This window comes from Streptomyces sp. NRRL F-5135 (assembly GCF_000719775.1).
GTDB lineage: Bacteria > Actinomycetota > Actinomycetes > Streptomycetales > Streptomycetaceae > Streptomyces > Streptomyces hebeiensis.
Genome location: NZ_JOHR01000001.1, coordinates 840,772 through 865,122, shown reverse-complemented (window position 1 = coordinate 865,122; position 24,351 = coordinate 840,772). Strand labels below are relative to the sequence as shown.

The 24,351-nt window shown below is 71.9% G+C and carries 19 protein-coding genes; 13 read left to right on the top strand and 6 right to left on the bottom strand.

The features are described 5' to 3' along the window. Positions 1-107: 107 nt before the first annotated feature. The 3 genes from IG02_RS0103785 (at position 108) to IG02_RS0103775 (ending at position 3,021) form a co-directional block, all read left to right on the top strand. Positions 108-2,249: a phage holin family protein gene (locus IG02_RS0103785; protein ID WP_030741760.1), complete on the top strand. Its 2,142-nt coding sequence runs from the start codon at positions 108-110 to the stop codon at positions 2,247-2,249. A gap of 106 nt (positions 2,250-2,355) precedes the next feature. After that, positions 2,356-2,745: a hypothetical protein gene (locus IG02_RS37615; protein WP_051764363.1), complete on the top strand. Its 390-nt coding sequence runs from the start codon at positions 2,356-2,358 to the stop codon at positions 2,743-2,745. Between the two features lie 96 nt (positions 2,746-2,841). Then, a complete protein-coding gene (locus tag IG02_RS0103775; protein ID WP_030741755.1) occupies positions 2,842-3,021 on the top strand; it encodes a hypothetical protein in 180 nt (59 codons plus the stop codon). A gap of 262 nt (positions 3,022-3,283) precedes the next feature. Here the strand turns inward: IG02_RS0103775 and IG02_RS0103770 are convergent, their stop codons facing one another. After that, complete coding sequence (locus IG02_RS0103770) at positions 3,284-4,330, bottom strand: LacI family DNA-binding transcriptional regulator (RefSeq protein WP_030741753.1); 1,047 nt, start codon at positions 4,328-4,330, stop codon at positions 3,284-3,286. Between the two features lie 395 nt (positions 4,331-4,725). Between IG02_RS0103770 and IG02_RS0103765 the strand changes: the two genes are divergently transcribed. The 5 genes from IG02_RS0103765 (at position 4,726) to IG02_RS0103745 (ending at position 12,744) form a co-directional block, all read left to right on the top strand. Beyond that, the gene (locus IG02_RS0103765; protein ID WP_030741750.1) at positions 4,726-6,018 is read left to right on the top strand and encodes an ABC transporter substrate-binding protein; all 1,293 of its coding nucleotides are present in this window, start codon (positions 4,726-4,728) and stop codon (positions 6,016-6,018) included. Positions 6,019-6,151: 133 nt separating this feature from the next. Continuing rightward, entirely contained in the window at positions 6,152-7,147 is a 996-nt protein-coding gene (locus IG02_RS0103760) for a carbohydrate ABC transporter permease (protein ID WP_030741747.1), read from the top strand. 107 nt (positions 7,148-7,254) lie between these two features. Further along, a complete protein-coding gene (locus tag IG02_RS0103755) occupies positions 7,255-8,151 on the top strand; it encodes a carbohydrate ABC transporter permease (RefSeq protein WP_037802185.1) in 897 nt (298 codons plus the stop codon). Positions 8,152-8,216: 65 nt separating this feature from the next. Beyond that, a complete protein-coding gene (locus IG02_RS0103750; RefSeq protein ID WP_030741741.1) occupies positions 8,217-9,497 on the top strand; it encodes a glycoside hydrolase 5 family protein in 1,281 nt (426 codons plus the stop codon). A 211-nt stretch (positions 9,498-9,708) separates the two neighbouring features. After that, on the top strand, positions 9,709-12,744 hold the full coding sequence (locus IG02_RS0103745) for an alpha-mannosidase (protein ID WP_030741739.1): 3,036 nt from the start codon (positions 9,709-9,711) through the stop codon (positions 12,742-12,744). Positions 12,745-13,000: 256 nt separating this feature from the next. Here the strand turns inward: IG02_RS0103745 and IG02_RS0103740 are convergent, their stop codons facing one another. Further along, entirely contained in the window at positions 13,001-13,945 is a 945-nt protein-coding gene (locus tag IG02_RS0103740) for an RNA polymerase sigma factor SigF (protein ID WP_078854149.1), read from the bottom strand. A 266-nt stretch (positions 13,946-14,211) separates the two neighbouring features. Between IG02_RS0103740 and IG02_RS0103735 the strand changes: the two genes are divergently transcribed. Continuing rightward, positions 14,212-14,517, top strand: a complete 306-nt coding sequence (locus IG02_RS0103735) for a 4a-hydroxytetrahydrobiopterin dehydratase (RefSeq protein ID WP_030741735.1) — start codon at positions 14,212-14,214, stop codon at positions 14,515-14,517. A gap of 106 nt (positions 14,518-14,623) precedes the next feature. Here the strand turns inward: IG02_RS0103735 and IG02_RS0103730 are convergent, their stop codons facing one another. The 3 genes from IG02_RS0103730 to IG02_RS0103720 form a co-directional block, all read right to left on the bottom strand. Beyond that, positions 14,624-15,463 carry an aldo/keto reductase gene (locus tag IG02_RS0103730; RefSeq protein WP_030741733.1) on the bottom strand — a complete coding sequence of 280 codons (840 nt, stop codon included), beginning with the start codon at positions 15,461-15,463 and terminating at the stop codon, positions 14,624-14,626. 124 nt (positions 15,464-15,587) lie between these two features. Then, complete coding sequence (locus IG02_RS0103725) at positions 15,588-17,387, bottom strand: AMP-dependent synthetase/ligase (protein ID WP_030741729.1); 1,800 nt, start codon at positions 17,385-17,387, stop codon at positions 15,588-15,590. A gap of 528 nt (positions 17,388-17,915) precedes the next feature. Further along, positions 17,916-18,830 (bottom strand): LysR substrate-binding domain-containing protein, encoded by a 915-nt coding sequence (locus IG02_RS0103720; RefSeq protein ID WP_030741727.1) that lies wholly within the window; start codon positions 18,828-18,830, stop codon positions 17,916-17,918. Between the two features lie 129 nt (positions 18,831-18,959). On the opposite strand from IG02_RS0103720, the gene IG02_RS0103715 reads away from it, so the two are divergent. Next, positions 18,960-20,030, top strand: coding sequence for a bile acid:sodium symporter family protein (locus IG02_RS0103715; RefSeq protein WP_030741726.1), 1,071 nt, complete (start codon positions 18,960-18,962; stop codon positions 20,028-20,030). Between the two features lie 360 nt (positions 20,031-20,390). On the opposite strand, the gene fdhD is transcribed toward IG02_RS0103715, so the two are convergent. Beyond that, positions 20,391-21,230 carry a formate dehydrogenase accessory sulfurtransferase FdhD gene (gene fdhD / locus IG02_RS0103710; protein ID WP_030741722.1) on the bottom strand — a complete coding sequence of 280 codons (840 nt, stop codon included), beginning with the start codon at positions 21,228-21,230 and terminating at the stop codon, positions 20,391-20,393. A gap of 332 nt (positions 21,231-21,562) precedes the next feature. Between fdhD and IG02_RS0103705 the strand changes: the two genes are divergently transcribed. The 3 genes from IG02_RS0103705 (at position 21,563) to IG02_RS0103695 (ending at position 24,258) form a co-directional block, all read left to right on the top strand. Beyond that, entirely contained in the window at positions 21,563-23,002 is a 1,440-nt protein-coding gene (locus IG02_RS0103705; protein WP_078854148.1) for an OFA family MFS transporter, read from the top strand. A gap of 88 nt (positions 23,003-23,090) precedes the next feature. Further along, on the top strand, positions 23,091-23,183 hold the full coding sequence (locus IG02_RS43790) for an MFS transporter small subunit (RefSeq protein ID WP_420707713.1): 93 nt from the start codon (positions 23,091-23,093) through the stop codon (positions 23,181-23,183). Between the two features lie 127 nt (positions 23,184-23,310). Continuing rightward, the gene (locus tag IG02_RS0103695) at positions 23,311-24,258 is read left to right on the top strand and encodes a beta-ketoacyl-ACP synthase 3 (protein WP_030741715.1); all 948 of its coding nucleotides are present in this window, start codon (positions 23,311-23,313) and stop codon (positions 24,256-24,258) included. Positions 24,259-24,351 lie beyond the last annotated feature (93 nt).

The following is a 24,351-nucleotide window of genomic DNA, read 5'->3' as shown; positions in this document are numbered from 1 at the left end:
CGCCCCGCTCGCCGCCCCTGCCCCCGCCCCCGCCGGGTACGGAGGACCCTGTGCGAGGCTGGGCCGGGTCCGGGCAGGTGCCCGGGCACGAGTGAGGTGGAAGTTCTGTGCTCAAGGGGCGGTGGCGTACCTCCGGGGGAGCCCTGTTGCGGGTGATCACCGTCTGGGCGGTGTCCTCCCTGACGATGCTGGCACTCGCCGGGATCCTGCCGGACTTCCGGCTCCAGTCCGGCCCCGAGGACAGCATCACCGACACCGCCCTGACCGCGGCCTGGGGCGCGGGGGCGTTCGGTCTGCTCAGCGCGCTGGTCTGGCCGCTGCTCGTCCGGGCGCTGCTGCTGGTCCCCGCGCTGGTCCTCGGACTCCTGGTGTTCTTCCTCAACGGCTCGCTCCTGCTGGTCGCGCTCCGGCTGATACCCGCCGGCGGGGGCTCGGCCAACCCCGAGACCGCGGTGGTCGTCGCCGCCGTGATGTCGGCGGTCGCCTCCGCGACCTCCACCGCGCTCGCGGTCGGCGACGACAACGCGTACGGCCGCAGGTTCTCCCGCCTCGCCGGCCGGCGGCGCGGGAACGGCCGGGGCGGCCGCCGGGACGGTACGCCCGGCACCGTCTTCCTCCAGCTCGACGGCGTGGGCCACGACGTCCTGCTGGCGGCCGTCCGCGACGGCGTGATGCCCCATGTCGCCGCCTGGCTCGGTGAACACCCCACCCACCGGCTCACCCCCTGGCGCACCGACTGGTCGAGCCAGACCGGTGCCAGCCAGCTCGGCATCCTGCACGGTTCCAGCCACGACGTCCCCGCCTTCCGCTGGTACGAGAAGGACACCGGCCGGATCATGGTCAGCAACCGGCCCGGCAGCGCCGCCGAACTCCAGCGCCGGGCCGTCGAACGCACCGGTGACGGCGGCCTCCTCACGCTCGACGGCGCCAGCCGCGGCAACCTCTTCAGCGGCGGCGCCGACCAGCTCGCGCTGGTGCTGTCGATGGCCGCCCGGCGCGGGCGGGCCAACCGCTCCCGCGCCGGTTACTTCGCCTACTTCTCCGATCCCGCCAACGCCGTCCGTACGGTCGTCTCCTTCGTCGCCGACGTCGGACGCGAGATCGGCCAGTCCGTGCGGGCGCGGCTGCGCGGCGACCGGCCGCGGGTGGGGCGCGGCGGGCTCTACCCGTTCATCCGGGCCTTCGCGACCGTCGTGGAGCGCGATGTCGTGGTCGCCGCCGTCCTCGGCGACATGCTGGCCGGCCGTACCACCGTCTACGCCGACCTCGTCGCGTATGACGAGGTCGCCCACCACTCGGGGCCGCACAGCGGGGACGCCGCGCAGGTCCTCGCGCGCCTCGACCGCTCGGTCGGGCTGATCGCGCGGGTCGCGGAACTCGCTCCCCGCGGGTACCGGATCGTGCTGCTCTCCGACCACGGCCAGAGCCCCGGCGAGACCTTCGAGAGCGCCTACGGGCTCACGCTCAGGGACCTGGTCAGGGCGGGCTGCGGGCTGCCCGTACCGCGCCGGGCCGGGCGCACCAAGAGCGGTGCCGAAGCGCGCGACGCCGCCCGGCACGCGGTCCTCGGCGCGCTGCACCGGCCCGAGTCGGAGGGGCCCGGCGAGCGGCCCGCGCCGGGCTCGGACCCGATCGTGCTCGCCTCGGGGAACCTCGGCCTGGTCTCGTTCCCCGACGTGCCTGGCCGGATGAGCCGGGAGCGGATCGACCGGCGGTACCCCGCGCTGCTGCGGACCCTCGCCGACCACCCGGGGATCGGATTCCTGCTGGTGGCCAGTGAGGAGCACGGTTCCGTGGTGCTCGGCCCCGGCGGCTCGGAGGTCCCGGTCGCGCTGCTGGAGGACGGCGGTCCGCTGGCCGGGATGGGGCCGGGCGCGGCCGACGCCGTACGGCGCGCGGACGCGTTCCCGCATGTCGCGGACATCATGGTCAACTCGATGTACGACCCGGAGACGGGGGAGGTGCACGCCTTCGAGGAGCAGATCGGTTCGCACGGCGGACTGGGCGGCGCCCAGTCCCACCCGTTCCTGCTGTCCCCGCTGGTGCTCTCCGCGCCGGCCCCGGACGGTGGCGAACTCGTCGGCGCCGAGCGGGTGCACGGGGTGCTCAGGCGCTGGCTGAGGGAGGGCAGCGGGCCGCAGGTGCCGGTGCGGAACGGGGCACGTGAGGGCGAACGACCGCCCACGTATGCCGCCGACGGGGTCTCACCAGGGGCGTGTCCCGCCGGGAACGAGGCGGAGTCGTCCTGACGCGCGCCCCTGGCGTGCGCGTCCCTCGTGCGAGCGATTTCCGGCGGTAGCAGGACGAAACGCCGTTCCTCATGGGCAGAGGTGGCTTGTCCAGGAGGTCGTGCCCATGCGCCGTGTCGCACCTGTCGTCCCCCGCCCCGACGTGGTACGTGCTGCCGCCGAGCGCCGGACCCTGATCGTGGCGCTGGTGCTGGCCGCGTTCCTCGCCATGACGCTCGCCTCCCTCCTGTCCTCCGTGGCGTCGGCGCAGGAGGCGGAGCCTCCGCCGCCCGCCTCGGCGCCCCGGGATCCGGCCGGCGAGGGACAGCAGCAGGACCCGGCCGAGAGCGAGCAGACCGCTCCCGCCAGGACCGAGCGATCCTGTGTGACGCGGGTGCGACTCGTGTGCCGACACCGGCCGTACGGACCGGACCGGGCTCGGCGGGCCGGACGGTGCGCGCCGTCCGGGGCCCCGGTCGTGCCGGGGCCCACGCGCTGTGTGGTGCTGCGCTGCTGACAGTCGGGGCATCGAGTGCGTTTCGCACTGAAGTGCCCTTCCTGCCACAGCAGTTGATCAGCACCGGCTCACCGACTCACCGTGAGGAACACAGCCATGCCCATCGACACGTTCGCCGCACTCAACGCCATGCTGCGCGCCGAGGTCGCCCGCGCCGACTTGGCGGAGACCCGTCGCCGGTCCTCCGCCGTCGCGAACCGGGACGTGGAGGCCGTCGTCGGCGTCGAAGGACCGACCGCCGAGACGGAACCGAACCGGGGCGGGACAACCCAGTAGCCGAGGGCCGGCCGGTTCCGTACGGTCCGGTCGGCCTCACGACCGACGGCTCCGCGCCGTCCGCCCTCATCCGCTCCCGACCGACGGGGGGCGGCGGAGAGCGCATGCGTACAGGCCGCCGCCCGCCGTGGGACGGGCGGCGGCCGGCACACGGCCGACCGGGCGTCCGGGCGAGCGGCGGGTGACCGGCCCGACCGCCTCGTCGCGGCAGGGGCCGAGCGCCCCGCGGCGGCGGTTCGCTCCCCGCCCCCTCAAAGCCCCCTCAAACGTCGTCGGACCGGGACTCCTGAGGTACGGGACGGGCCCTCTCCGTGCTCTCCCGTTCGATCAGGCGGGGGAGCGGCACCTGCACGGTACGGGCCGGGCCGCCGTCCAGGAGCGCGGCCAGTTCCCCCGCCGCGAGCCGGCCGAAGGCGATCGTGTCGCGGGACAGCGCCGTCAGCCAGGGGCGTACCAGTCGGCACAGCGCCGAGTCCTCCCAGGAGACGACCGAGACGTCCCCCGGCACCGCTCTGCCCAGGCCCGCCGCGACCGCCGCTCCGGCGGCGGCCATCACGTCGTTGTCGTAGATCAGCGCGGTCGGCGGGGCGCCCCGGTCCAGCAGCCGGCGGGTCACGGCCGCGCCTTCGGTGTCGGAGTAGTCCGTGGTGAACGAGTGGACGTCCGACAGACCGCGCCGGCCGGCCTCGACGCGCAACGACCGGATCCGCCGCTCGGTGTGGGCGAGCGACGGCAGGCCGGCGACGTGCGCGATGCGCCGGTGCCCCAGCGCGTACAGCCGGTCGACGATCACGGCCATGCCGCCCGCGTCGTCGGCCCGTACCTGGGACAGGCCCGCTCCCGTACGTCCCCTCTCATCCGTCAGCGCGCCGATGACCACGGCGGGCAGCCCCAACTCGTCCAGCAGGGCGGGGCGGGGGTCGTCGGTCCTCGGATCCACCACCAGCACCCCGTCCACCCGGTGCTCCGCCCACCACCGCCGGTAGACCGCGCACTCGGCGGTCACGTCCTCCACCACCTGGAAGAGCAGGCCGAGTCCACGGTCTGACAGGATCTCCTGGATGCCGGAGATCAGTTGGAGAAAGAACGAGTCGACGCCGAGGGTCGCCGCGGGCCGCGCGAGCACCAGCCCGACGGTGGCCGCTCCCTCGCCCGACAGGGCGCGCGCGGCGGTGCTCGGTCGCCAGCCCAGTTGTTCGGCGACCCGGCGGACCCGGGCGCGGGTCACCTCGGAGACCCCCGGCCGGTCGTTGAGCGCGAAGGACACGGCGCTCTCGGAGACCCCGGCGCGCTGGGCGATGTCCTTCATGGTCGGACGGCGCGCGCGACCGCGCCGGGCCGCCGCGGTGTCCTTGGCCGACGGCCCGTTGGCTGTCACCTGTGCCCCTTTTCTCCGCTGTCCTTCTCGGCCGACCCCCATCGGCGTCCCCGGGCTTTCCCGCCGTACCGGACAAGCCTTGCACATCGGGCACTAAAGCGCTTGAGTGCCACCATCCTAAAGCGCATTAGTGGGTGCCTGCAAGAAAGGCAAAATATGGCGGCTGGCCTGGTCTGATATCGGACAGTGATGACTTTGTCGTCAGTATGTGTTGACTTCCGCCCGGGGGCACTGCGAATCTCTGCTGGAAATTGGGCAACAGCCGGTGCAGCGCCGCTCCGGCTGGCCGTTTCGCACGCCTGGTCCGAGCAAAGGAGCCGTTCACCGTGCGCATCTCCCGAAGAGCAGTCGCCCTCGCCGCTGTTCTCGCCACCGTCCTGCCGCTCAGCGCCTGTGGGGGAGGCTCCGACGACGGGTCCTCCGAGGCCTCCGACGCTGTCAAGGGCAAGATCACCTTCCAGACCTGGAACCTTCAGGCGAACTTCAAGGACTACTTCAACGGAGTCATCAAGGACTTCGAGAAGGAGTACCCGGGTACGGAGGTGCAGTGGATCGACCGGCCGGCCGAGGGATACGCCGACAAGCTCAGCGCGGACGCCGCCGGTGGCACGCTGCCCGACGTCGTGAACGTCTCGCCCGACCTGGTCACCCCGCTGGCGAAGGCCGGGCTGGCCATGGACCTCGACAAGGACGAGACGGCCGCCGCGTACGGCAAGGAGTACCTGCCGGGCGCCTGGCGGAGCCACCAGATACCGGGTCTGCAGGGCACCTACGCCTTCCCCTGGTACCTGAACACCGGCCCGATGTTCTACAACAAGCGTCTCTTCGAGGAGGCCGGGCTCAACCCCGAGAAGCCGCCGACGACCTACGACGAGGTCTTCGAGAGCGGCCTGCGGCTGGCCGAGCAGAGCAACGGCAAGATCGCCACCCTGGCGCAGGTGCCCACCATCGAGGACTTCGGCCGCTACGGCGCCTCGCTGATGAACAAGGACGGCACGGGCTTCACCTTCAACGACGCCAAGGGCGTCGAGATGCTCACCCGCTACAAGGAGCTGTTCGACAAGAAGGCGCTGGACTCGCAGGCGCTGACCGCGACTCCCGAGAGCTCCGGGACCAAGTTCCTGACCGAGTCCGTGGCCATGAACCCGGGCAGCGCCCTCGACCTGGAGAAGTTCAAGAAGGAGGCCCCGCGCCTCTACAAGAACATCGGCATCACCGACCAGGTCACCAGCACCGGCAAGGTCAACATGTACGTCATGGGCGTGATGGTGAACGCCCGGACGAAGCAGAAGGCGACGTCCGTGGCGTTCGCCCACTTCGTGACCGACAAGACCCGGCAGATGTCCTTCGCCAAGCAGGTCGCGATCTTCCCGAGCACCAAGGGGAGCCTGGACGACCCGTACTTCACCAAGGAGGACGGCACCGACGAGACGCGCGTGCGGATCGCCGCGGCCAAGTCGCTGGACTCCGCGGTCAATTACACGCCGGTGCTGTTCAGTGAGCAGATGAAGACCGAGCTGCGCAACCAGGTCGCCAAGGCGCTCCAGGGCAAGGTGAGCCCGCAGGAGGCGCTCGACCGCGCCGTCGAGGCCTGCGACAAGCTGCTCAAGCAGAGCTGACCCCCGGGGCCGGGCCCGAGCCGGCGCCCCTCCCGGCGACGTTCGTCCCGTCGCGACGGGCGCCCGCCGCCCGTCGCGGCCCGGAGCGTGGGCCGGAGTCAGAGCCACAGCCAAGAGTCGAGCGAAAGCGACGATGAAAAGCACCACCGCCCCTCGGGCGACCTCCTCCGACCCCGCCGTGGCGGGGCCCGCGCCCCGGAGCTCCGGCTTCGGACGGCGCGGGCCCCGTCACGGGCCCGCCGATCGCGCCGGCGGCGGGATCAGACGGCAACTACCCACCAGCCCCTGGCTGTTCGCGGCACCGGGACTGCTGATCGTGGGCGCGTTCAGCCTGTACCCGTTCCTCAGTACGCTGATCAACTCCTTCACCGACCGGCGGACCCTGGTCGCCGGCGAGTTCGTCGGGCTCGCCAACTTCGCGGAACTGCTCGACGACGAGATGTTCTGGATCGGGCTGCGCAACAGCACGCTGTACGTCGTCGGGGTCGTACCGGCCCTGGTCCTCCTGCCGCTGCTGCTGGCCCTGCTCGTCCAGCGGCAGATCCCCGGCATCACCTTCTTCCGCTCCGCGTTCTACACCCCGGTCGTCGCCTCGATCGTCGTGGTCGGACTGATCTGGGTGTGGATGCTGGACGACCGGGGACTCGTCAACTCCCTGCTTGAAATCGTCGGCGTGGGGAAGATCGGCTTCCTCAGCGACCAGTGGCTGCTGCTGATGAGCGCCATGGCCGTCACGGTCTGGAAGGGCCTCGGCTACTACATGATCATTTATCTGGCCGCGCTCGCCAACGTCCCGCGCGAGCTGCACGAGGCCGCCGCCGTGGACGGCGCGGGGGCCGTGCGCCGGTTCGTCACCGTCACCATGCCGGCCGTCCGCTCCACCATGGTCCTCGTCGGCGCGCTCTCCTCGGTCGCCGCCTTCAAGGTCTTCTCCGAGGTCTACCTGATGGCCGGCCCGACCGGCGGCCCGGCGGGGGAGGACACCACGCTCGTGATGCTCGTCCAGCGCGTGGGCACCGGACTGTCCGGCCGGGTCGGGTACGCCTCCGCCATCTCGGTCGTGGTCTTCGTCGTCACGGTCGCCCTGATGCTCCTGGTGCTCCGCGCCGACCGCAAGGAGGACGCGTGAGTGCCCCGAAAGCCCCCCACCGGCCGGACCCGACAGCCGCGTCCGGCTCCGCGAGCACGGACCGCGCCGTGACCGCCACCGGCGGCCGGTCCTTCCGTACGGCGGGTGTGTCCCGCGGGACCGGAGGGCCGCGCACCGCCGGAGGGCCGCGCACCGCCTTCACCGACGGCGAGGGCCGGCGCATCGGGCTCGGACAACTCGTCCTGCGCTACGCCCTGCTCGTCGCCGTCCTCGCCCTGATGGTCGGTCCGTTCCTGTGGCAGCTGTCCACTTCGCTCAAGGGCCCCACCGAGAACATCTTCAGCTCCCCGCCCTCCTTCCTCCCGAGCGACCCCACGCTCGCCAACTACGGAAGGGTCGCGGAGACCATCCCCGTGTGGGAGTACGCGTTCAACTCCCTCAAGGTCGCCTGTGCCAACGTTGTCACCAACTGTGTCGGCGCCGCGCTGGCCGGTTACGCGCTGGCCAGGCTGCGCTACCGGGGCCGCAAGGCGGCGACCCTCGCGTTCATCCTGGCCATGCTGGTACCGGTGGAGGGCATCATCATCGCCCAGTTCACCACCATGCGGGAGCTGGGCCTGAACAACACCCTGCTCGGCGTACTGCTGCCCGGGTCGATCGGCGCGCTGAACGTGCTGCTGATGCGCAACGCCTTCCTGGGGCTTCCGGCGGAGGTCGAGGAGGCGGCGTACGTGGACGGGGCGAACGCCTGGCAGCGCTTCCTGCGCATCGCGCTGCCCGGCGTCAAGGGCACCCTCGCCGTCGTGGCCATCTTCGCCTTCATGGGCGCCTGGGACGACTTCCTCTGGCCGCTGATCGTCCTGAGCGACCCGCAGAACTACACCCTGACCATCGGACTCAACTACCTGCACGGCACGTTCGCCAACGACGAACGGCTGGTCGCGGCCGGCACGATCATCGCCGTGCTGCCGCTCATCGTGCTCTTCGCCTGCCTCCAGCGCTACTTCTTCCGGGGCGTCGGCGAAGGCGCCGTCAAGGGCTGACCCGCGAGCCGGGCGGGACGGACCGCCGACTCCCCACAGAACCAGGACAGGACGACATCGCCCGTATGAGCTCTCCCGTGCCGCGCTTCGGCGTCAACTACACGCCCAGCCAGGGCTGGTTCCACCACTGGCTGGACTTCGACCTCGACGCCGTACGCGCCGACCTCGACTCGGTCGCGGCCCTGGGCCTCGACCACATCCGGGTCTTCCCGCTCTGGCCCCTCTTCCAGCCCAACCGCACCCTGATCCGCCCGCGCGCGGTCGACCAGCTCGTCCAGCTCGCCGACGCCGCGGCGGAACGCGGCCTGGACGTCCAGGTCGACGGACTCCAGGGCCATCTGTCGAGCTTCGACTTCCTGCCCGCCTGGACCCGGACCTGGCACCGGCGCAACATCTTCACGGACAACGATGTCGTCGACGCGCAGGCGGTCTACCTGCGCACGCTCGCCACGGCCCTCGCCGACCGGCCCAACTTCCTCGGGATGACCCTCGGCAACGAGGCCAACCAGTTCTCCGGGCCACCGCACCCCGACCCCGACCCCGTCACCCCCGAGCAGGCCGCCGGCTGGCTCCGGCGGCTGCTGGCCGCCTGCGAGGAGGGCGCGCCGGGCCGGCTCCACCTGCACGCCGCGTACGACGCCGCCTGGTACCAGGACGACCACGCCTTCACCCCCGCGCACGCGGCCCGCATCGGAGCGGTCACCGCCGTGCACTCCTGGGTGTTCAACGGCACCGCCCAGCGCCACGGCCGTACCGGCGTCGCCACCGAGCACCACGCCGCGTACCTGATCGAGCTGTCGAAGGCGTGGGCCGCGGAGCCGGACCGGCCGGTCTGGCTCCAGGAGGTCGGCGCCCCCGCACCGCTGATCCCGCCCGAGCACGCCGCGGAGTTCACCGAGGCGACCGTCGCGAACGCGCTGGACTGCCGCGACGTGTGGGGGGTGACCTGGTGGTGCTCCCACGACGTCTCCCGGGACCTCGCGGACTTCCCCGAACTGGAGTACGGTCTCGGCCTGTTGGCCAACGACCGGCGGATCAAGCCCGCGGGGGAGGCCCTCGCGCGGATCGTCCGGGACCGGCGCGGCCGGGCGTACGATCCGGCGCCCCGGACGACCGCCCTCGCCGTCGACACGGGCGACACGGGCGAGGGCACCGGGGACGGCGACACGGCGCCGGCCCGCTCGGTCTGCGCGCCGGGCGGTGCCTTCTTCGAGGCGTTCGCCCGGCTCACCGAGGACGGTGTCCGGCCCGCCGCCGTCCTCGCGAGCCGTGCCGAGGACAGGGCGCACCTGGCGGCTCGCGGTATCACCGAGGTCGTCCACCCGGAGGAGGTGCTGGGCGCCTGAGGCGGGGGCGGCGACCGCCACCGCACGCCCCGCCCCCACCACGCCCGTCCTCTCTCACACCTCACGCCCCGGCCGCGCCACGACGCGACCCGAGGTCCGCCACAAGCCCGCACCACCACCGCCGCCGCCGGCACCACCGCGCGGCCCGTACCACCACGCGACCCGAACCGCCCGACGAGCCGCAACCCACGCGATCCAGGAGCAGCCCCTCATGCACGACGACCGCCGCCTGATCGAAGGCCGCCTCAAGCGGGTCCTCGACGAACGCATCCGGCCCGCCGTATACCCCGAGGCCGTCCCCCTCGACATCGCCGTCTGGACCGCGCCGGGGGAGCCCGTACCCGTCGCGGAGGGCCTCGCGGGCCCCACCCGGCCGATCGCCGTCGGGGACCGGTGGGGCGCCCCCTGGGGGACCAGCTGGTTCCGGGTGTCCGGCACCGTCCCCGAGACGTGGGCGGGCCGGACCGTGGAAGCGATCCTCGACCTCGGCTTCGACGAGAACATGCCCGGATTCCAGTGCGAGGGCCTCGTCTACCGGCCCGACGGCTCGCCGGTCAAGGGACTCAACCCGCGTAACCAGTGGGTACGGATCGCGGCGCCCGCCGAGGGCGGCGAGGAGGTGCTGCTGCACGTCGAGGCGGCGTCCAACCCGGTCATCCTCGACTACCACCCCTTCCTGCCGACGAAGCTGGGGGACAAGGAGACGGCCGGCGCCGAGCCGCAGTACACGCTGGCCCGGATGGACCTCGCGGTCTTCGACGAGAACGTCTGGCAGCTCGTCCAGGACCTGGAGGTGCTCGGCGAGCTGATGGCGGAGCTGCCCGTCGAGGGCGCCCGCCGCTGGGAGATCCTGCGGGCCGTCGGCCGTGCGCTGGACGCCGTGGACCTCCAGGACGTGCCCGGTACGGCGGCCGCCGCCCGGGAACGGCTCGCCGGCGTACTGGCCAGTCCCGCGCCGCCCACCGCGCACCGGATCAGCGCGGTCGGCCACGCGCACATCGACTCCGCCTGGCTGTGGCCGCTGCGCGAGACGGTGCGCAAGGTCGCCCGCACGGCGGCGAACATGACCGCTCTGCTGGACGACGAGCCCGAGTTCGTCTACGCCATGTCGCAGGCGCAGCAGTACGCCTGGATCAAGGAGCACCGCCCCGAGGTCTACGCGAAGGTCAAGAAGGCCGTCGCGGAGGGCCGGTTCGTCCCGGCCGGCGGCATGTGGGTGGAGTCCGACACCAACATGCCCGGGTCCGAGGCCATGGCCCGCCAGTTCGTCCACGGCAAGCGCTTCTTCCTGGACGAGTTCGGCATCGAGAACGACGAGGCGTGGCTGCCCGACACCTTCGGCTTCGCCGCCGGACTCCCGCAGATCATCAAGGCCGCCGGGTCCAAGTGGCTGCTCACCCAGAAGATCTCCTGGTCGGCCGTCAACACCTTCCCGCACCACACCTTCACCTGGGAGGGCATCGACGGCACGCGCATCTTCACCCACTTCCCGCCCGTCGACACCTACAACTGCTCCATGACCGGCGAGCAGATCGCGCACGCCGCACGGAACTTCAAGGAGAAGGGCCGCGCCCGGCACTCGCTCGCGCCGACGGGCTGGGGCGACGGAGGCGGCGGCACGACCCGCGAGATGATCGCCAAGGCCGCCCGGATGCGCAGCCTGGAGGGGTCCGCCACCGTCGAGTGGGAGGCCCCCGCGGCGTTCTTCGCCAAGGCCGAGGCGGAGTACCCCGATCCGCCGGTGTGGGTCGGCGAGCTGTACCTGGAGCTGCACAGGGCCACGCTCACCAGCCAGGCCAGGACCAAGCAGGGCAACCGGCGCAGCGAGCACCTGCTGCGGGAGGCCGAGCTGTGGGCCGCCACCGCCGCCGTACGGACCGGCTTCCCCTATCCGTACGAGCAGCTCGACCGGATCTGGAAGACGGTCCTGCTGCACCAGTTCCATGACATCCTGCCCGGTTCGTCCATCGCCTGGGTCCACCGCGAGGCCGAGAAGACCTACGCCGGCGTCGCTGCCGAACTGGGCGCGATCATCGACGGCGCCCAGCGCGCGCTGGCCGGGGACGCCTCCGCGGGGACCACCCTGCTGTTCAACTCCGCGCCGCACACCCGGGCCGGGGTACCCGCCGGGGGCGCGGCACCCGTCATCGGCGGTGGCAGCGCCCAGCTGCTGCCGCGCGAGGGCGGCGGCTACCTCCTCAGCAACGGACTGCTGGAGGTGGAGATCGACGGCCGCGGCCTGGTGGTGTCGGTGTACGACGTCAGCGCCGAGCGCGAGACCGTCCCGCCGGGCGAGGCGGCCAACCTGCTCCAGATCCACCCCGACTTCCCGAACCAGTGGGACGCCTGGGACGTGGACGAGTTCTACCGGAACACCGTCACCGACCTCACGGACCTGGACGAACTGACGCCCATCGGCGGCAAGGGCACCGACTGCGCGGGCGTACGCGTCGTGCGCGGTTTCGGCTCCTCCAAGGTCACCCAGACGGTGACGCTCTCGCCGGGCACCAAGCGGCTCGACATCGAGACCGAGGTGGACTGGCACGAGACGGAGAAATTCCTGAAGGCCGCCTTCCCGCTGGACGTGCACGCCGAGCGGTACGCCTCCGAGACCCAGTTCGGCCATGTGCACCGGGCCACGCACACCAACACCAGCTGGGACGCGGCCAAGTTCGAGGCGTGCAACCACCGGTTCATCCACCTGGAGGAGCCGGGCTGGGGCGTCGCACTGGTCAACGACTCGACGTACGGACACGACGTGACCCGTACCGTCCGGGCCGCCGACGCGGGCACCACCACCACGGTCCGGCTCTCCCTCCTGCGCGCCCCCCGCTTCCCCGACCCGGAGACCGACCAGGGCGTGCACCGCTTCCGGTACGCGCTCGTGCCGGGCGCGGGGATCGGGGACGCCGTCAGGGAGGGCTACCGGATCAATCTGCCGGAGCGCCGGGTCGCCGGGCAGGCGGCGGTGGCACCGCTGGTGACCGTCGACAACGACGCCGTCGTGGTCAGCGCGGTCAAACTCGCCGACGACGGCAGCGGCGACCTGGTCGTCCGCCTCTACGAGTCGAACGGCGGGCGGGCCAGGGTCCGGATCGGGCTGGGGCTGGAGGCCGACGCGGTCGCCAGGACCGACCTGCTGGAGCGTCCGCTGGCGGACGCGGAGCGGCCGGAACTCACGGACGGCGGGATCCAGCTGGCGCTGCGCCCGTTCGAACTGGTCACCCTGCGGCTCGCGCGGAGCTGACCGGGCATCGGCGAGCCTCCGGCCCACCGCTCACGGTGCACGCCGACCCGCTCACGCTCACCCGCTCACCCGCCGCGCGATCCGCGTGCGCGGCGGGTGAGCGCCGGGGCGCGCGCCCCGGCCCCCTGGGGTGAGGTCCCTCTTCCGGTCGACGGACGCTCCTCAGGAGTGTTCCGGCGACCGGCTCGGAGCTCAGGGTCTTGGACCGGGTGTGGCCCATGGGTCCGACACCGTCCCCGCGGTCGTCCGCCGCCCGTCACTCCTCGACGAGCATCCCGGCCCGCAGCTGCGTGATGATGCGGTTCAGCAGCCGCGAGACGTGCATCTGCGACACGCCCAGCCGCGCGCCGATCTGGGACTGTGTCATCTCCTGGCCGAACCGCATCCGCACGATGTCGCGTTCGCGCTCGTCGAGCTGGGCCAGCAGCGGGGCCAGCGCGTGCAGGTTCTCGACCTTCTCGATCGCGGGGTCCGCGTCGCCCAGCACGTCGGCGAACGTCCGTCCGCCACCGTGCGGGTCGTCCTCGCCGGCCGGCATGTCGAGCGAGCCGGCCGTGTAGCCGTTGGTCGCGACCAGGCCCTCCACGACCTCCTCCTCGCTGATCCCGAGCAGCTCCGAGAGCTCCTTGACCGTCGGCTCCCGGTCCAGGTGGGTGGCCAGCCGTTCCTTGGCCTTGGCCAGCTCCACCCGCAGTTCCTGGAGGCGGCGCGGGACATGGACGGCCCAGGTGGTGTCCCGGAAGAAGCGCTTGATCTCGCCGACGATGTACGGGACCGCGAAGGAGGTGAACTCCACCTCGCGGGACAGGTCGAACCGGTCGATCGCCTTGATCAGGCCGATGGTGCCGACCTGGAGGATGTCCTCCATGTCACCACCGCCCCGGTTGCGGAACCGGCTCGCGGCGAACCGGACCAGCGACTGGTTCATCTCGATGAGCGTGTTGCGCGCGTACTGGTACTCGTGCGTGCCCTCTTCCAGCACCGCCAGCCGGTCGAAGAAGAGCTTGGAGAGTTCCCGCGCGTCCTTCGGCGCGACGCTGCCCGGATCCTCGATGTACGGCAGCTCGTCCGACGGTGACGGTGACGCCGGCCACGGCGCGTCGGCCGGCACGTCGGTGTTCGCCGCCACGCCGGAAGCCAGGACGTCCTCCGCCCGCTCCGTCCCAGCGGCCCCAGCAGCATGGACAGTTCCGGTCGTCATGACATCACCTTTCAGTGCGGCGGATCCTTGACGGGGCTGCGCCTGCCCCTGATGCGCGCCGTCATGTCCCCTCCGCACCAACTATTTTTTCGGCTGAAAAAGTCGCCATGGGGAAACGTTTCGGACGGACACCTCTCGCCGCCACGCCGACGGCCACCGGGCGGAGGGTGTGAACGGGGCGTTCAGCACGGCGGAACCGCGGGGGCGGGCCGGGAGACGTAGGGTCGGGCCGTGTCATCGCCCGTTCGACGGAAGGAGTCCCGGCCATGGCCACCGGAGCGCTGTCCCAGCAGGAGACCGAGGACCGGCTGCGGGAGCTGCCCGGCTGGTCCGTGACGGACGGCCGGCTCGCTCGGACGTACCGCCTCGGCACGCACTTCGCGGCGACCGCCCTCGTCGTCCATGTCGCCCGGATCCAGGACGAGTCGAACCACCACTCGGAACTGACGCTGGGGTACAACACCGTGGCAGTCGCCGTGCGGACGCACGACGCGGGCGGCGCCCTGACCGAGAAGGACTTCGCTCTCGCGCGCCGCGTAGAGGAGATCGCTCCGTCCCACGGCGCAAGCTGACCGGTCGCGGCGGGCCGCGCTCGCGCCTGCGCGCACGCCCCGCCACACGACGAAAGCGGCGCGAGCCCTCGTCGGCGCACGCCGCTTTCGTCGTCCCGTACGGGACTCAGCGAGCGCCGGCGGTGAAGTCCGTCGGGTCGGGGCCCAGGCGCTTGCCCTCGTCCAGCGCGGCGAGCGCCGCCAGGTCGTCCGCGTCCAGCTCGAAGTCGAACACGTCGATGTTCTCCCGGATCCGGGACGGGGTCACGGACTTGGGGATCACCACGTTGCCCAGCTGGAGGTGCCAGCGCAGCACCGCCTGCGCCGGGGTCCTGCCGTGCTTCCGCGCGATCGCGACCACCGTCGGGACCTCCAGCAGCCCCTTGCCCTGGCCCAGCGGGGACCACGCCTCGGTGAGGATGGAGCGCTCCGCGTGGAAGGCGCGCGACTCGGCCTGCTGGAGCTGCGGGTGCAGCTCGATCTGGTTGAGCACCGGGACCACCGCGGCCTCGTCGGCCAGCCGGTCAAGGTGCTCCGGGAGGAAGTTCGACACGCCGATGGCCTTGGCCCGGCCGTCCGAGTAGATCTTCTCGAACGCCTTGTACGTGTCCACGTACCTGCCGACGGAGGGCATCGGCCAGTGGATCAGGTACAGGTCCACGTAATCGAGACCGAGCCTGTCCAGCGAGGCGTCGAAGGCGCGCAGCGTGGAGTCGTACCCCTGATCGCTGTTCTGCAGCTTCGTGGTGACGAACAGTTCCTCGCGGGCTATCCCGGAGGCGGCGAGGGCCCTGCCCGTGCCCTCCTCGTTGCCGTAGACCGCCGCGGTGTCGATGCTGCGGTATCCGGCCTCCAGCGCGGTGGCGACCGCCGGTGTCGCCTCGTCGTCCGGCACCTGCCAGACGCCGAAGCCGAGCTGGGGAATCTTCACGCCGTTGTTGAGGGTGAGTGCGGGCACCTGGCTCACGAGCTGTCGGTCCTTACGTCGTAGGGGGTGTCTCCTGGGGCAACGATCACAAGGTCCACCGGATTCCCGCGGCGGGCGTCCGGCCTCTTGCCCCCGGTCCCTGCCCGGCCGAGGCCCCGCCCATTCACCGGTAGAGCGCCTCGACCTCCCGCGCGTACGCGGCCTCTATCGCCTTCCGCTTGAGCTTCAGCGACGGTGTCAGCAACCCCTGTTCCTCGCTGAACGGGTGCGCCAGGATGCGGAAGGTACGGATCGACTCCGCCTGGGACACCGAGGTGTTGGCGGCCACCACCGCACGGCGGATCTCCGTCTCCAGGTCCGTGTCCCGCACCAGCGCGGCGGGTTCGAGCGGCGGCCGGCCCTGGATGGACAGCCAGTGATCGACGCCTTCCTTGTCCAGCGTGACCAGGGCGGCGACGTACGGCCGGTCGTCGCCGACCACGAGGCACTGCGCGACCAGGGGATGCGCCCGTACCCGCTCCTCCAGCCAGGCGGGCGACAGGCTCTTGCCGCCCGAGGTGACCAGGATCTCCTTCTTCCGCCCGGTGATGGTGAGATAGCCGTCATCGTCGAGCGCGCCCAGGTCCCCGGTCGCCAGCCAGCCGTCGCGCAGGGTCCGGTCGGTGGCCTCCTTGTCGGTCAGATAGCCCGCGAAGACGTGGCCGCCGCGCAGCCAGACCTCGCCGTCCTCGGCGATCCGCACCGATCCGCCCGGTATGGGCAGGCCGACCGTGCCGAAGCGGGTACGCCCCGGAGGGTTCGCGGTCGCCGCCGCGCTGGACTCCGTGAGCCCGTACCCCTCGTAGATGGTGATGCCCGCGCCGGCGAAGAAGAGGCCGAGCCGCCGGTCCATCGCGGAACCGCCCGACATGGCGTGCCGCACCCGCCCGCCCATCGCCGCACGCACCTTGGCGTACACCGCCTTCTCGAAGAACTGGTGCTGTACGCGCAGCGCGGCGGAGGGCCCCGGGCCGAGGCCGAAGGCCCGCCGCTCCCTGGCCTCCGCGTAGCGCACCGCCACCTCCACGGCCTTGTCGAACGGAGCGGCCTTCCCCTCCGACTCCGCCCTGCGGCGGGCCGCGTGGTAGACCTTCTCGAAGATGTACGGCACCGCCAGGACGAAGGACGGCGCGAACGCGGCCAGATCCGGCAGCAGGGCGCTCGCCTTGAGGACCGGCTGATGGCCCAGCTTCACCCGGCCGCGTACCGCCGCTATCTCGATCATGCGCCCGAAGACGTGCGAGAGGGGCAGGAACAGCAGGGTCGAGGCCTCGTCGCCCGGGCGGGAGTGGAAGACCGGTTCCCAGCGGCCCAGGACGGTGTCCGCCTCGAACATGAAGTTGGCGTGGGTGAGGACGCAGCCCTTGGGCCGGCCGGTGGTGCCCGAGGTGTAGATGACCGTGGCCGTCGAGTCCGGGGTCACCGCCATCCGGTGCCGGTGCACGACGTCGTCGTCCACGGCCTCACCCGCGGCGAACAGCTCCGCCACCGCGCCCCCGTCCAGCTGCCAGAGCCGCTTGAGGCGGGGCAGCCGGTCGATCACCGAGGCGACGGTCATCGCGTGGTCCTCGTGCTCGACCACACAGGCGGACACCTCCGCGTCGTGCAGCATCCAGTGGACCTGCTCGGCGGAGGACGTGGGGTAGACCGGGACGGGCAGGGCGCCGACGGCCCAGAGCGCGAAGTCGAAGAGCGTCCACTCGTAGCGGGTACGGGACATGATCGCGACCCGGTCGCCGAACCGTACGCCCTGTGCGAGCAGCCCCTTGGCCAGGGCCAGCACCTCGTCACGGAACTCCGCCGCGCTCATGTCCCGCCACCGGCCCGTCGCGTCCTTGACGCCGAGCGCGGCCCGTTCCGGATCCTCCAGAGCGTGCTCGAACACGATGTCCGCGAGCCCACCGACATGGGGGGCGGCCGGCAAAGGGGGGACGGTGATCTCGCGCAATGGCATGGCTCCTCGTGGCGCTCCGTACGGCGCCGGTGACGGTACCCCACCCTCCGGAGCCTGGACAGAGCCCGCAGGGAGCCGGTTACCAGCGGTATTCGCACAGGTCGACGACCCGAAACGGGCCGGGAGAACGAGGGTTGGGCCACTTCGCGGGCCCGCGACGGGTGCGGCGGCCCGGAATCTCCACCGAATCCGTACGGAGGAGTCACGTCCGCTCTACCGCGCAGGGGGCTTGGTCCGTACCTGATGAGTTGCTGACGGGCTCTCACCTGCGAACTTTCCGCCGGAAGCGGCGCCGGGCGGTTCGAGGGACGGCCGACGGCGCGAGCGTACCGAACGTCGGGTCCCGGAAGGGGGCTGCCGGCGAGCCGCCACGGCTCGGCCCCGACCGGGCACGCGTCGGGCGGCGAACGGGCAGCGGCCCGGACGGGCGTCACGAGGCGGCCGGACGGCGGCCGGGGCGTGCGACACAAGGGCGCCGCGCGTGGGCCGTCGAGGGCCTCAGCCCTCGACGGCCGGGCGGCGCAGCCGGTCACCGGCCGCCAGGATCGCCGCGGCCAGCGCGTCCGCCGCCTCCTGGGCGGCCCCGCCCTCGCGCCCCGTACTCCTGGCGCCGTGCAGGAGGACGAAGTCCACCTCGCCCAGTTCCGGCAGCCCCGCCCGGGCCGGGACCGGGACCAGCCCCGGCGGTATCAGCCCGCGCGTGTGCGCCATCACCCCGAGCCCCGCCCTGGCCGCCGCGATCAGCGCGCTCAGGCTCGCGCTCGTACAGGCGACGCGCCAACGCCGGCCGTGCGCCTCCAGCACCGTCAGGGCGCGGGCCCGGGTGATCCCCGGTGGTGGATACACGATCAGCGGGACCGGACGGTCGGGGTCCAGCCGCAGCCGGGGGGCGCCGATCCAGGTCAGGGCGGACCGCCAGACCAGCTCGCCGTGCGTGTCGCCGCCGGGGCGCTTGGCCAGCACCAGATCGAGGAGGCCGGCGGCGAGCTGTTCGTGCAGCGTGCCGGAGAGCTCGACGGTCAGCTCCAGGTCCACCTCGGGATGGTCGCGCCGGAACGACTCCAGGATCTCGGGGAGCCGGGTGAGGACGAAGTCCTCCGACGCCCCGAACCGCAGCCGGCCGCGCGGCCGGCCGCCGGTGAAGAAGGCCGCCGCCCGTTCGTGCGCGGCCAGGATCGTCGAGGCGAATCCGAGCATCGCCTCGCCGTCCTCGGTCAGCTCCACGCTGTGGGTGTCACGGCTGAACAACGGCCGGCCCGTCGCGTCCTCCAGCCGCCGCACGTGCTGGCTCACCGTCGACTGGCGCACCCCCAGCCGGCGGGCGGCCCGCGTGAAGCTCAGGGTCTGGGCCACGGCCAGGAAGGTACGCAGCTGTGCGGGATCGTACATACCGCCACGCGGATCACCGGGCATGTCACCAGGCTACGGGGTCATCGCGAAGCGTGATGACAGTCAGAGCGGTATGCGGGATTCCCGATCGGCCCGAACGGGTGGAGCATGGGGAGGCACGATCTGTACCGACCGCACGTAGTAGTGGAGCACATGAACCGCCGCCGTTCCCTTCGCCCGCCCTCCTGGTTGCCCCTCGACCCGTACCTCCTGGCGCTGATCGGAACGGTGGCCCTCGCCGCGCTGCTCCCGGTCTCCGGTACGCCCGCCACCGTGGCGGGCGGCGCGTCGACCGGCGCGGTGGCGCTGTTGTTCTTCCTCTACGGGGCCAGGCTGTCGACGCGCGAGGTGCTCGACGGGCTGCGCCACTGGCGGCTGCACGTGACCGTCCTGGCCGGTACGTTCGTGCTCTTCCCGCTGCTCGGGCTGGCCGCGCGGGGCCTCGTGCCGTTCGTGCTGACACCCCCGCTGTACAGCGGGCTCCTCTTCCTGTGCCTGGTGCCCTCCACGGTCCAGTCGTCCATAGCCTTCACGTCCATGGCCCGGGGCAACGTGGCCGCCGCGATCTGCGCCGGATCGTTCTCCAGCCTCGTCGGGATCGTGGCCACCCCACTGCTCGTGGCGCTGCTGATGGGCGGCGGCACGGGCGGCTTCTCGGCGGACTCGCTCCTCAAGATCGTGGCGCAGCTGCTGCTGCCGTTCCTGGCGGGGCAGGCGCTGCGCCGCTGGGTCGCGGGCTTCCTGACCCGGCACAAGAAGGTGCTCGGCCTGGTCGACCGGGGCTCGGTGCTGCTGGTCGTCTACACCGCCTTCAGCCAGGGCATGGTCGAGGGCATCTGGCACCAGGTGACCCCGGCCAGGCTGGGCGCGCTGCTGGGTGTCGAGGCCGTGCTGCTGGCCGCGATGCTGGCGGCGAGCTGGTACGGCGCCAAGGCGCTGGGGTTCGGCCGGGCGGACCGGGTGGCGATCCAGTTCGCGGGCTCGAAGAAGAGCCTGGCGGCGGGGCTGCCGATGGCGAGCGTCCTGTTCGGGGCGCAGGCGAGCCTGGCCGTCCTGCCGCTGATGCTGTTCCACCAGATGCAGCTGATGGTGTGCGCGGTGATCGCCAAGCGCCGGGCCCGGGATCCGCTGCCGGAGCCGGACGCGAGCCCCGTCGTGGCACGTTCCGCCGCCCGGCCACCGGAGGACCGGGCCGCCATGGCGGACGGACGCGCCGGCCGCTGACGTCCCCGGCGGTCCGTGGCTGCCGACGGCTCGGCGACGCCGGCCCTTCGGGGCGCCCGGGCGTCCGCGCCCCAACGGGTCGCCTCCCGGGCGAGACGGGGTGCCTGATACGTCCGGGCCGGGCACGTCCGCCGGCGAGTGAGCCGAAGGGGCGCGCCGCTGTCGAAAGGGAGGCTGTGCTTGATACGCGGCTCCGCCGCGTGGGCGGAGGTTTGTGAGGCAGTGTCGATGTGCGGCTCCGCCGCGTGGGCAAACCGAGCACGGTCGACCGTCGACAGGGCCCGCGGCCGGAGGCCGCTGATGGATACAGCAAGCGCCCCCGGAGGCGAACCGAGCCCCAAAAAAAGGGGGGGCCGAGCGTCACACCTGGCTGTGCAAGGCGATCCGCTCCTCGCCCGCGTACACGTTCATCGACGCGCCGCGCAGGAAGCCGACCAGCGTCAGCCCCGTCTCCGCCGCGAGGTCGACGGCGAGGGACGACGGCGCGGACACCGCCGCGAGCACGGGTATGCCCGCCATCACCGCCTTCTGGGCCAGCTCGAACGACGCGCGCCCGGAGACCAGCAGGATCGCCCGGGACAACGGCAGCAGGTCCTGGCGCAGTGCGCGGCCGACGAGCTTGTCGACCGCGTTGTGCCGGCCGACGTCCTCCCGGATGTCCAGCAGCTCTCCGGCCTCGGAGAACAGCGCCGCCGCGTGCAGCCCACCGGTCCGGTCGAAGACCTGCTGGGCCGCCCGCAGCCGGTCGGGGAGGGCCGAGAGCAGCGTGGGCTCGACGCGGACCGGGGGAGTGTCCGCGATCGGGAACCGGGCCGTGGTCCGCACGGCATCCAGGCTGGCCTTGCCGCACAGCCCGCACGACGACGTCGTGTAGACGTTCCGCTCCAGTGTGATGTCCGGTACCGGCACGCCGGGGGTGAGCTGCACGTCCACCACGTTGTACGTGTTCGATCCGTCGTCCTGGGCCCCGGCGCAGTACACGACGGACCGGACCTCGGAGGCCGAGCCGATCACGCCCTCGCTGACGAGGAACCCGGTGGCGAGGGCGAAATCGTCTCCCGGGGTGCGCATCGTGATGGCGAGGGGTTTGCCGTTCAGCCGGATCTCCAGCGGTTCTTCGGCCACCAGGGTGTCGGGCCTGCTGCTGACGGCTCCGTTCCTGATGCGGATGGTGCGGCGGCGCTCGGTGACCCGTCCCATGGTGATCAGCCCTTGTTGCAGAGGTTGCGAGGTTACGAGGTTGCAGAGGTTGCGAGTTGCAGGGGTTGCGGAGTTGAGAGATTACGGAGTTGCCGGTGTCACCGGATCGTTCGCGCGGTGACGTGATCTCTCACGATCTCATTGTCCCGGACACAAAGCCTTGTGCATACAGTATGCGGATACGCCTGCAGGTGACAGGGCCACGCGATCCGAGCCCCCGGTAACGGCGCCGCCACTCCCGGTGGATCACGGCGTCCCAGTCCTGGCGCATGGCCGGTGAACTGCGTGGAAGACCTTCCCAAGCGCGCTGAGGGTTCCTAGAGTTCGCGACCATGACCCCACCAATCGCACCCGCAGGCTGGAGCCGCTGGCTGGTGCCGCCCGCCGCGCTGTCGGTGCACCTGTCGATCGGCCAGGCGTACGCCTGGAGCGTGTTCAAGCCATCGCTCGAATCCGCCCTCGGTCTCTCCGGCACCGAGAGCGCCCTGCCCTTCCAACTCGGCATCGTGATGCTCGGCCTGTCCGCCGCCTTCGGCGGCACGCTCGTCGAGCGCAACGGCCCGCGCTGGGCCATGACCGTCGCCCTGTGCTGCTTCTCCTCCGGCTTCCTGCTCGCCGCGCTCGGCGCCGCCACCCGTCAGTACTGGCTGATCGTCCTCGGCTATGGATTCGTCGGCGGCATCGGTCTCGGCATCGGTTACATCTCGCCGGTCTCCACGCTGATCAAGTGGTTCCCCGACCGGCCGGGCATGGCCACCGGCATCGCCATCATGGGCTTCGGCGGCGGCGCGCTCATCGCCTCGCCGTGGTCCGCGCAGATGCTCGACACGTACGGCAACGACAGCGACGGCATCGCCCTCGCCTTCCTGACGCACGGGCTGGTCTACGCGGCCTTCATGACGCTCGGCGTGCTGCTCGTCCGCGTACCGCCGCCGGGGTACGGGCGGTCGAAGGCCGCCGACCCCGCCGCCACGGGCCGGGCCGCGGACGCCGCGTCCGTGGCCACACCCCAGGTCTCGGCCCGCTCGGCCATCCGCACCCCGCAGTTCTGGTTCCTGTGGCTCGTCCTGTGCATGAACGTCACCGCGGGTATCGGGATCCTGGAGAAGGCCGCCCCGATGATCAGCGACTTCTTCGCCACGAGCGACACCCCCGTCACGGTCTCGGCCGCGGCCGGTTTCGTGGCGCTGCTCTCCGCCGCCAACATGGCGGGGCGCATCGGCTGGTCGTCCACCTCCGACCTGATCGGCCGCAAGAACATCTACCGCGTCTACCTGGGCGTCGGCGCAGTGATGTATCTGCTGATCGCCTTGTTCGGGGACGCCTCCAAGCCGCTCTTCGTGATCTGCGCGCTGGTGATCCTCTCCTTCTACGGGGGCGGCTTCGCCACCATTCCCGCCTACCTCAAAGACCTCTTCGGCACCTACCAGGTCGGCGCGATCCACGGTCGGCTGCTCACCGCCTGGTCCACCGCCGGTGTGCTGGGCCCGCTCATCGTCAACTGGGTGGCGGACAGCCAGGAGGAGGCCGGCCGGAGCGGAGCCGGTCTCTACGGGCTCTCGTTCACGATCATGATCGGCCTGCTGGTCGTCGGTTTCGTCGCCAACGAACTGGTCCGGCCCGTCCATGCCCGCCACCATGTCCCCGCGACGGACATCGCAGCCGCGACCGCGACGGCGACCGCAGCCGCGACCGCATCCGCCCCCGCCGCCACATCCACCTCCGCCTCCGGCACAACCCCCGCACCGAAGGAGGCCGCCGATGGCCGGTAGCCCGTCTCCGAGCAGTTCGTCCCCCGGCGGCACCGCGCCCGAGGCCCCAGCGCGGCCCGGTGCGCCCGAAGCGTCACGCCGTACCGGTCTGATCGTTTTCGCGTGGCTCTGGGTGGGGATCCCGCTGGCGTACGGGGTCTACGAGCTGGTGCTCAAGGCCGCCCAGTTGTTCACCGGTTGACGATCATGATGTGGTGGAGTCTCCAACCGGAGGGGTTGAATCCTGTCGGATCCCCTGCACGGTTACTCATGAGTCCTTGACAACACTTGAGGATTCCTGACGACCGACAACAAAGGGGGTCCCGGGCATGACGGGCACTCGTATCGCCGCGCTCGGGCACTATCAGCCCGCCAAGGTGCTCACCAACGACGATCTCGCGGTCATGGTGGACACCAACGACGAGTGGATCAGCAGCAGGGTCGGCATCAAGACCCGGCATGTCTCGGGCCCCGACGAGCCCGTGGACGAGCTGGCCGCCCACGCGGCGGCCAAGGCGCTCGCCTCGGCCGGGCTCACCCCGGCGGACATCGACCTCGTCCTGGTCGCCACCTCCACCGCGACCGACCGGTCACCGAACACGGCCGCCCGGGTCGCCGCGCGGCTGTCGATGGAGTCGCCGGCGGTGATGGACCTCAACGTCGTGTGCGCGGGGTTCACCCACGCGCTCGCCACCGCCGACCACGCGATACGCGCGGGCTCGGCGGCCCGGGCCCTGGTCATCGGCGCGGACAGCATGTCCGCCGTCGCAGACTGGACCGACCGTACGTCCTGCGTCCTGGTCGGCGACGGCGCGGGCGCGGCGGTCGTCGTGGCGGCCGGGGAGGGCGAGGGGCCGGGGATCAGTCCCGTGCTCTGGGGATCCGTTCCCCAGATGGGGCGCGCGGTGCGGATCGAGGGCACCCCGCCGCGGTTCGCGCAGGAGGGGCAGACGGTCTACCGCTGGGCCACCACCCAGCTGCCGCCGATCGCACGCCAGGTCTGCGAGCGGGCCGGCGTCGCCCCCGAAGATCTGGCGGCGGTCGTGCTGCACCAGGCCAATCTGCGGATCATCGAGCCCGTCGCCCAGAAGATCGGCGCCGTCAACGCGGTGATCGCCCGCGACGTGGTGGAGTCCGGCAACACGTCCGCGGCCTCGATACCGATGGCCCTGTCCAAGCTGGTGGCCAGGGGAGAGGTCGAGTCGGGGGCCCCGGCCCTGCTGTTCGGCTTCGGAGGGAACCTCTCCTACGCGGGACAGGTCGTGCGCTGCCCCTGACCGGCCGCGCGTCCCCCGGGCGCCGGACCGTGCCGCACCGTGCGTGCCACGCCGCACCGTGCGTGCCACGCCGCACCGTGCGTGCCACGCCGC

Excerpts from the sequence above, each read along its gene's own strand:
- IG02_RS37615 (WP_051764363.1), top strand. The coding sequence starts at position 2,356 with ATGCGCCGTGTCGCACCTGTCGTCCCCCGCCCCGACGTGGTACGTGCT.
- IG02_RS0103775 (WP_030741755.1), top strand. The coding sequence starts at position 2,842 with ATGCCCATCGACACGTTCGCCGCACTCAACGCCATGCTGCGCGCCGAG.
- IG02_RS0103770 (WP_030741753.1), bottom strand. The coding sequence starts at position 4,330 with ATGAAGGACATCGCCCAGCGCGCCGGGGTCTCCGAGAGCGCCGTGTCC.
- IG02_RS0103760 (WP_030741747.1), top strand. The coding sequence starts at position 6,152 with ATGAAAAGCACCACCGCCCCTCGGGCGACCTCCTCCGACCCCGCCGTG.
- IG02_RS0103750 (WP_030741741.1), top strand. The coding sequence starts at position 8,217 with ATGAGCTCTCCCGTGCCGCGCTTCGGCGTCAACTACACGCCCAGCCAG.
- IG02_RS0103745 (WP_030741739.1), top strand. The coding sequence starts at position 9,709 with ATGCACGACGACCGCCGCCTGATCGAAGGCCGCCTCAAGCGGGTCCTC.
- IG02_RS0103740 (WP_078854149.1), bottom strand. The coding sequence starts at position 13,945 with ATGACGACCGGAACTGTCCATGCTGCTGGGGCCGCTGGGACGGAGCGG.
- IG02_RS0103735 (WP_030741735.1), top strand. The coding sequence starts at position 14,212 with ATGGCCACCGGAGCGCTGTCCCAGCAGGAGACCGAGGACCGGCTGCGG.
- IG02_RS0103720 (WP_030741727.1), bottom strand. The coding sequence starts at position 18,830 with ATGCCCGGTGATCCGCGTGGCGGTATGTACGATCCCGCACAGCTGCGT.
- IG02_RS0103715 (WP_030741726.1), top strand. The coding sequence starts at position 18,960 with ATGAACCGCCGCCGTTCCCTTCGCCCGCCCTCCTGGTTGCCCCTCGAC.
- fdhD (WP_030741722.1), bottom strand. The coding sequence starts at position 21,230 with ATGGGACGGGTCACCGAGCGCCGCCGCACCATCCGCATCAGGAACGGA.
- IG02_RS0103705 (WP_078854148.1), top strand. The coding sequence starts at position 21,563 with ATGACCCCACCAATCGCACCCGCAGGCTGGAGCCGCTGGCTGGTGCCG.
- IG02_RS0103695 (WP_030741715.1), top strand. The coding sequence starts at position 23,311 with ATGACGGGCACTCGTATCGCCGCGCTCGGGCACTATCAGCCCGCCAAG.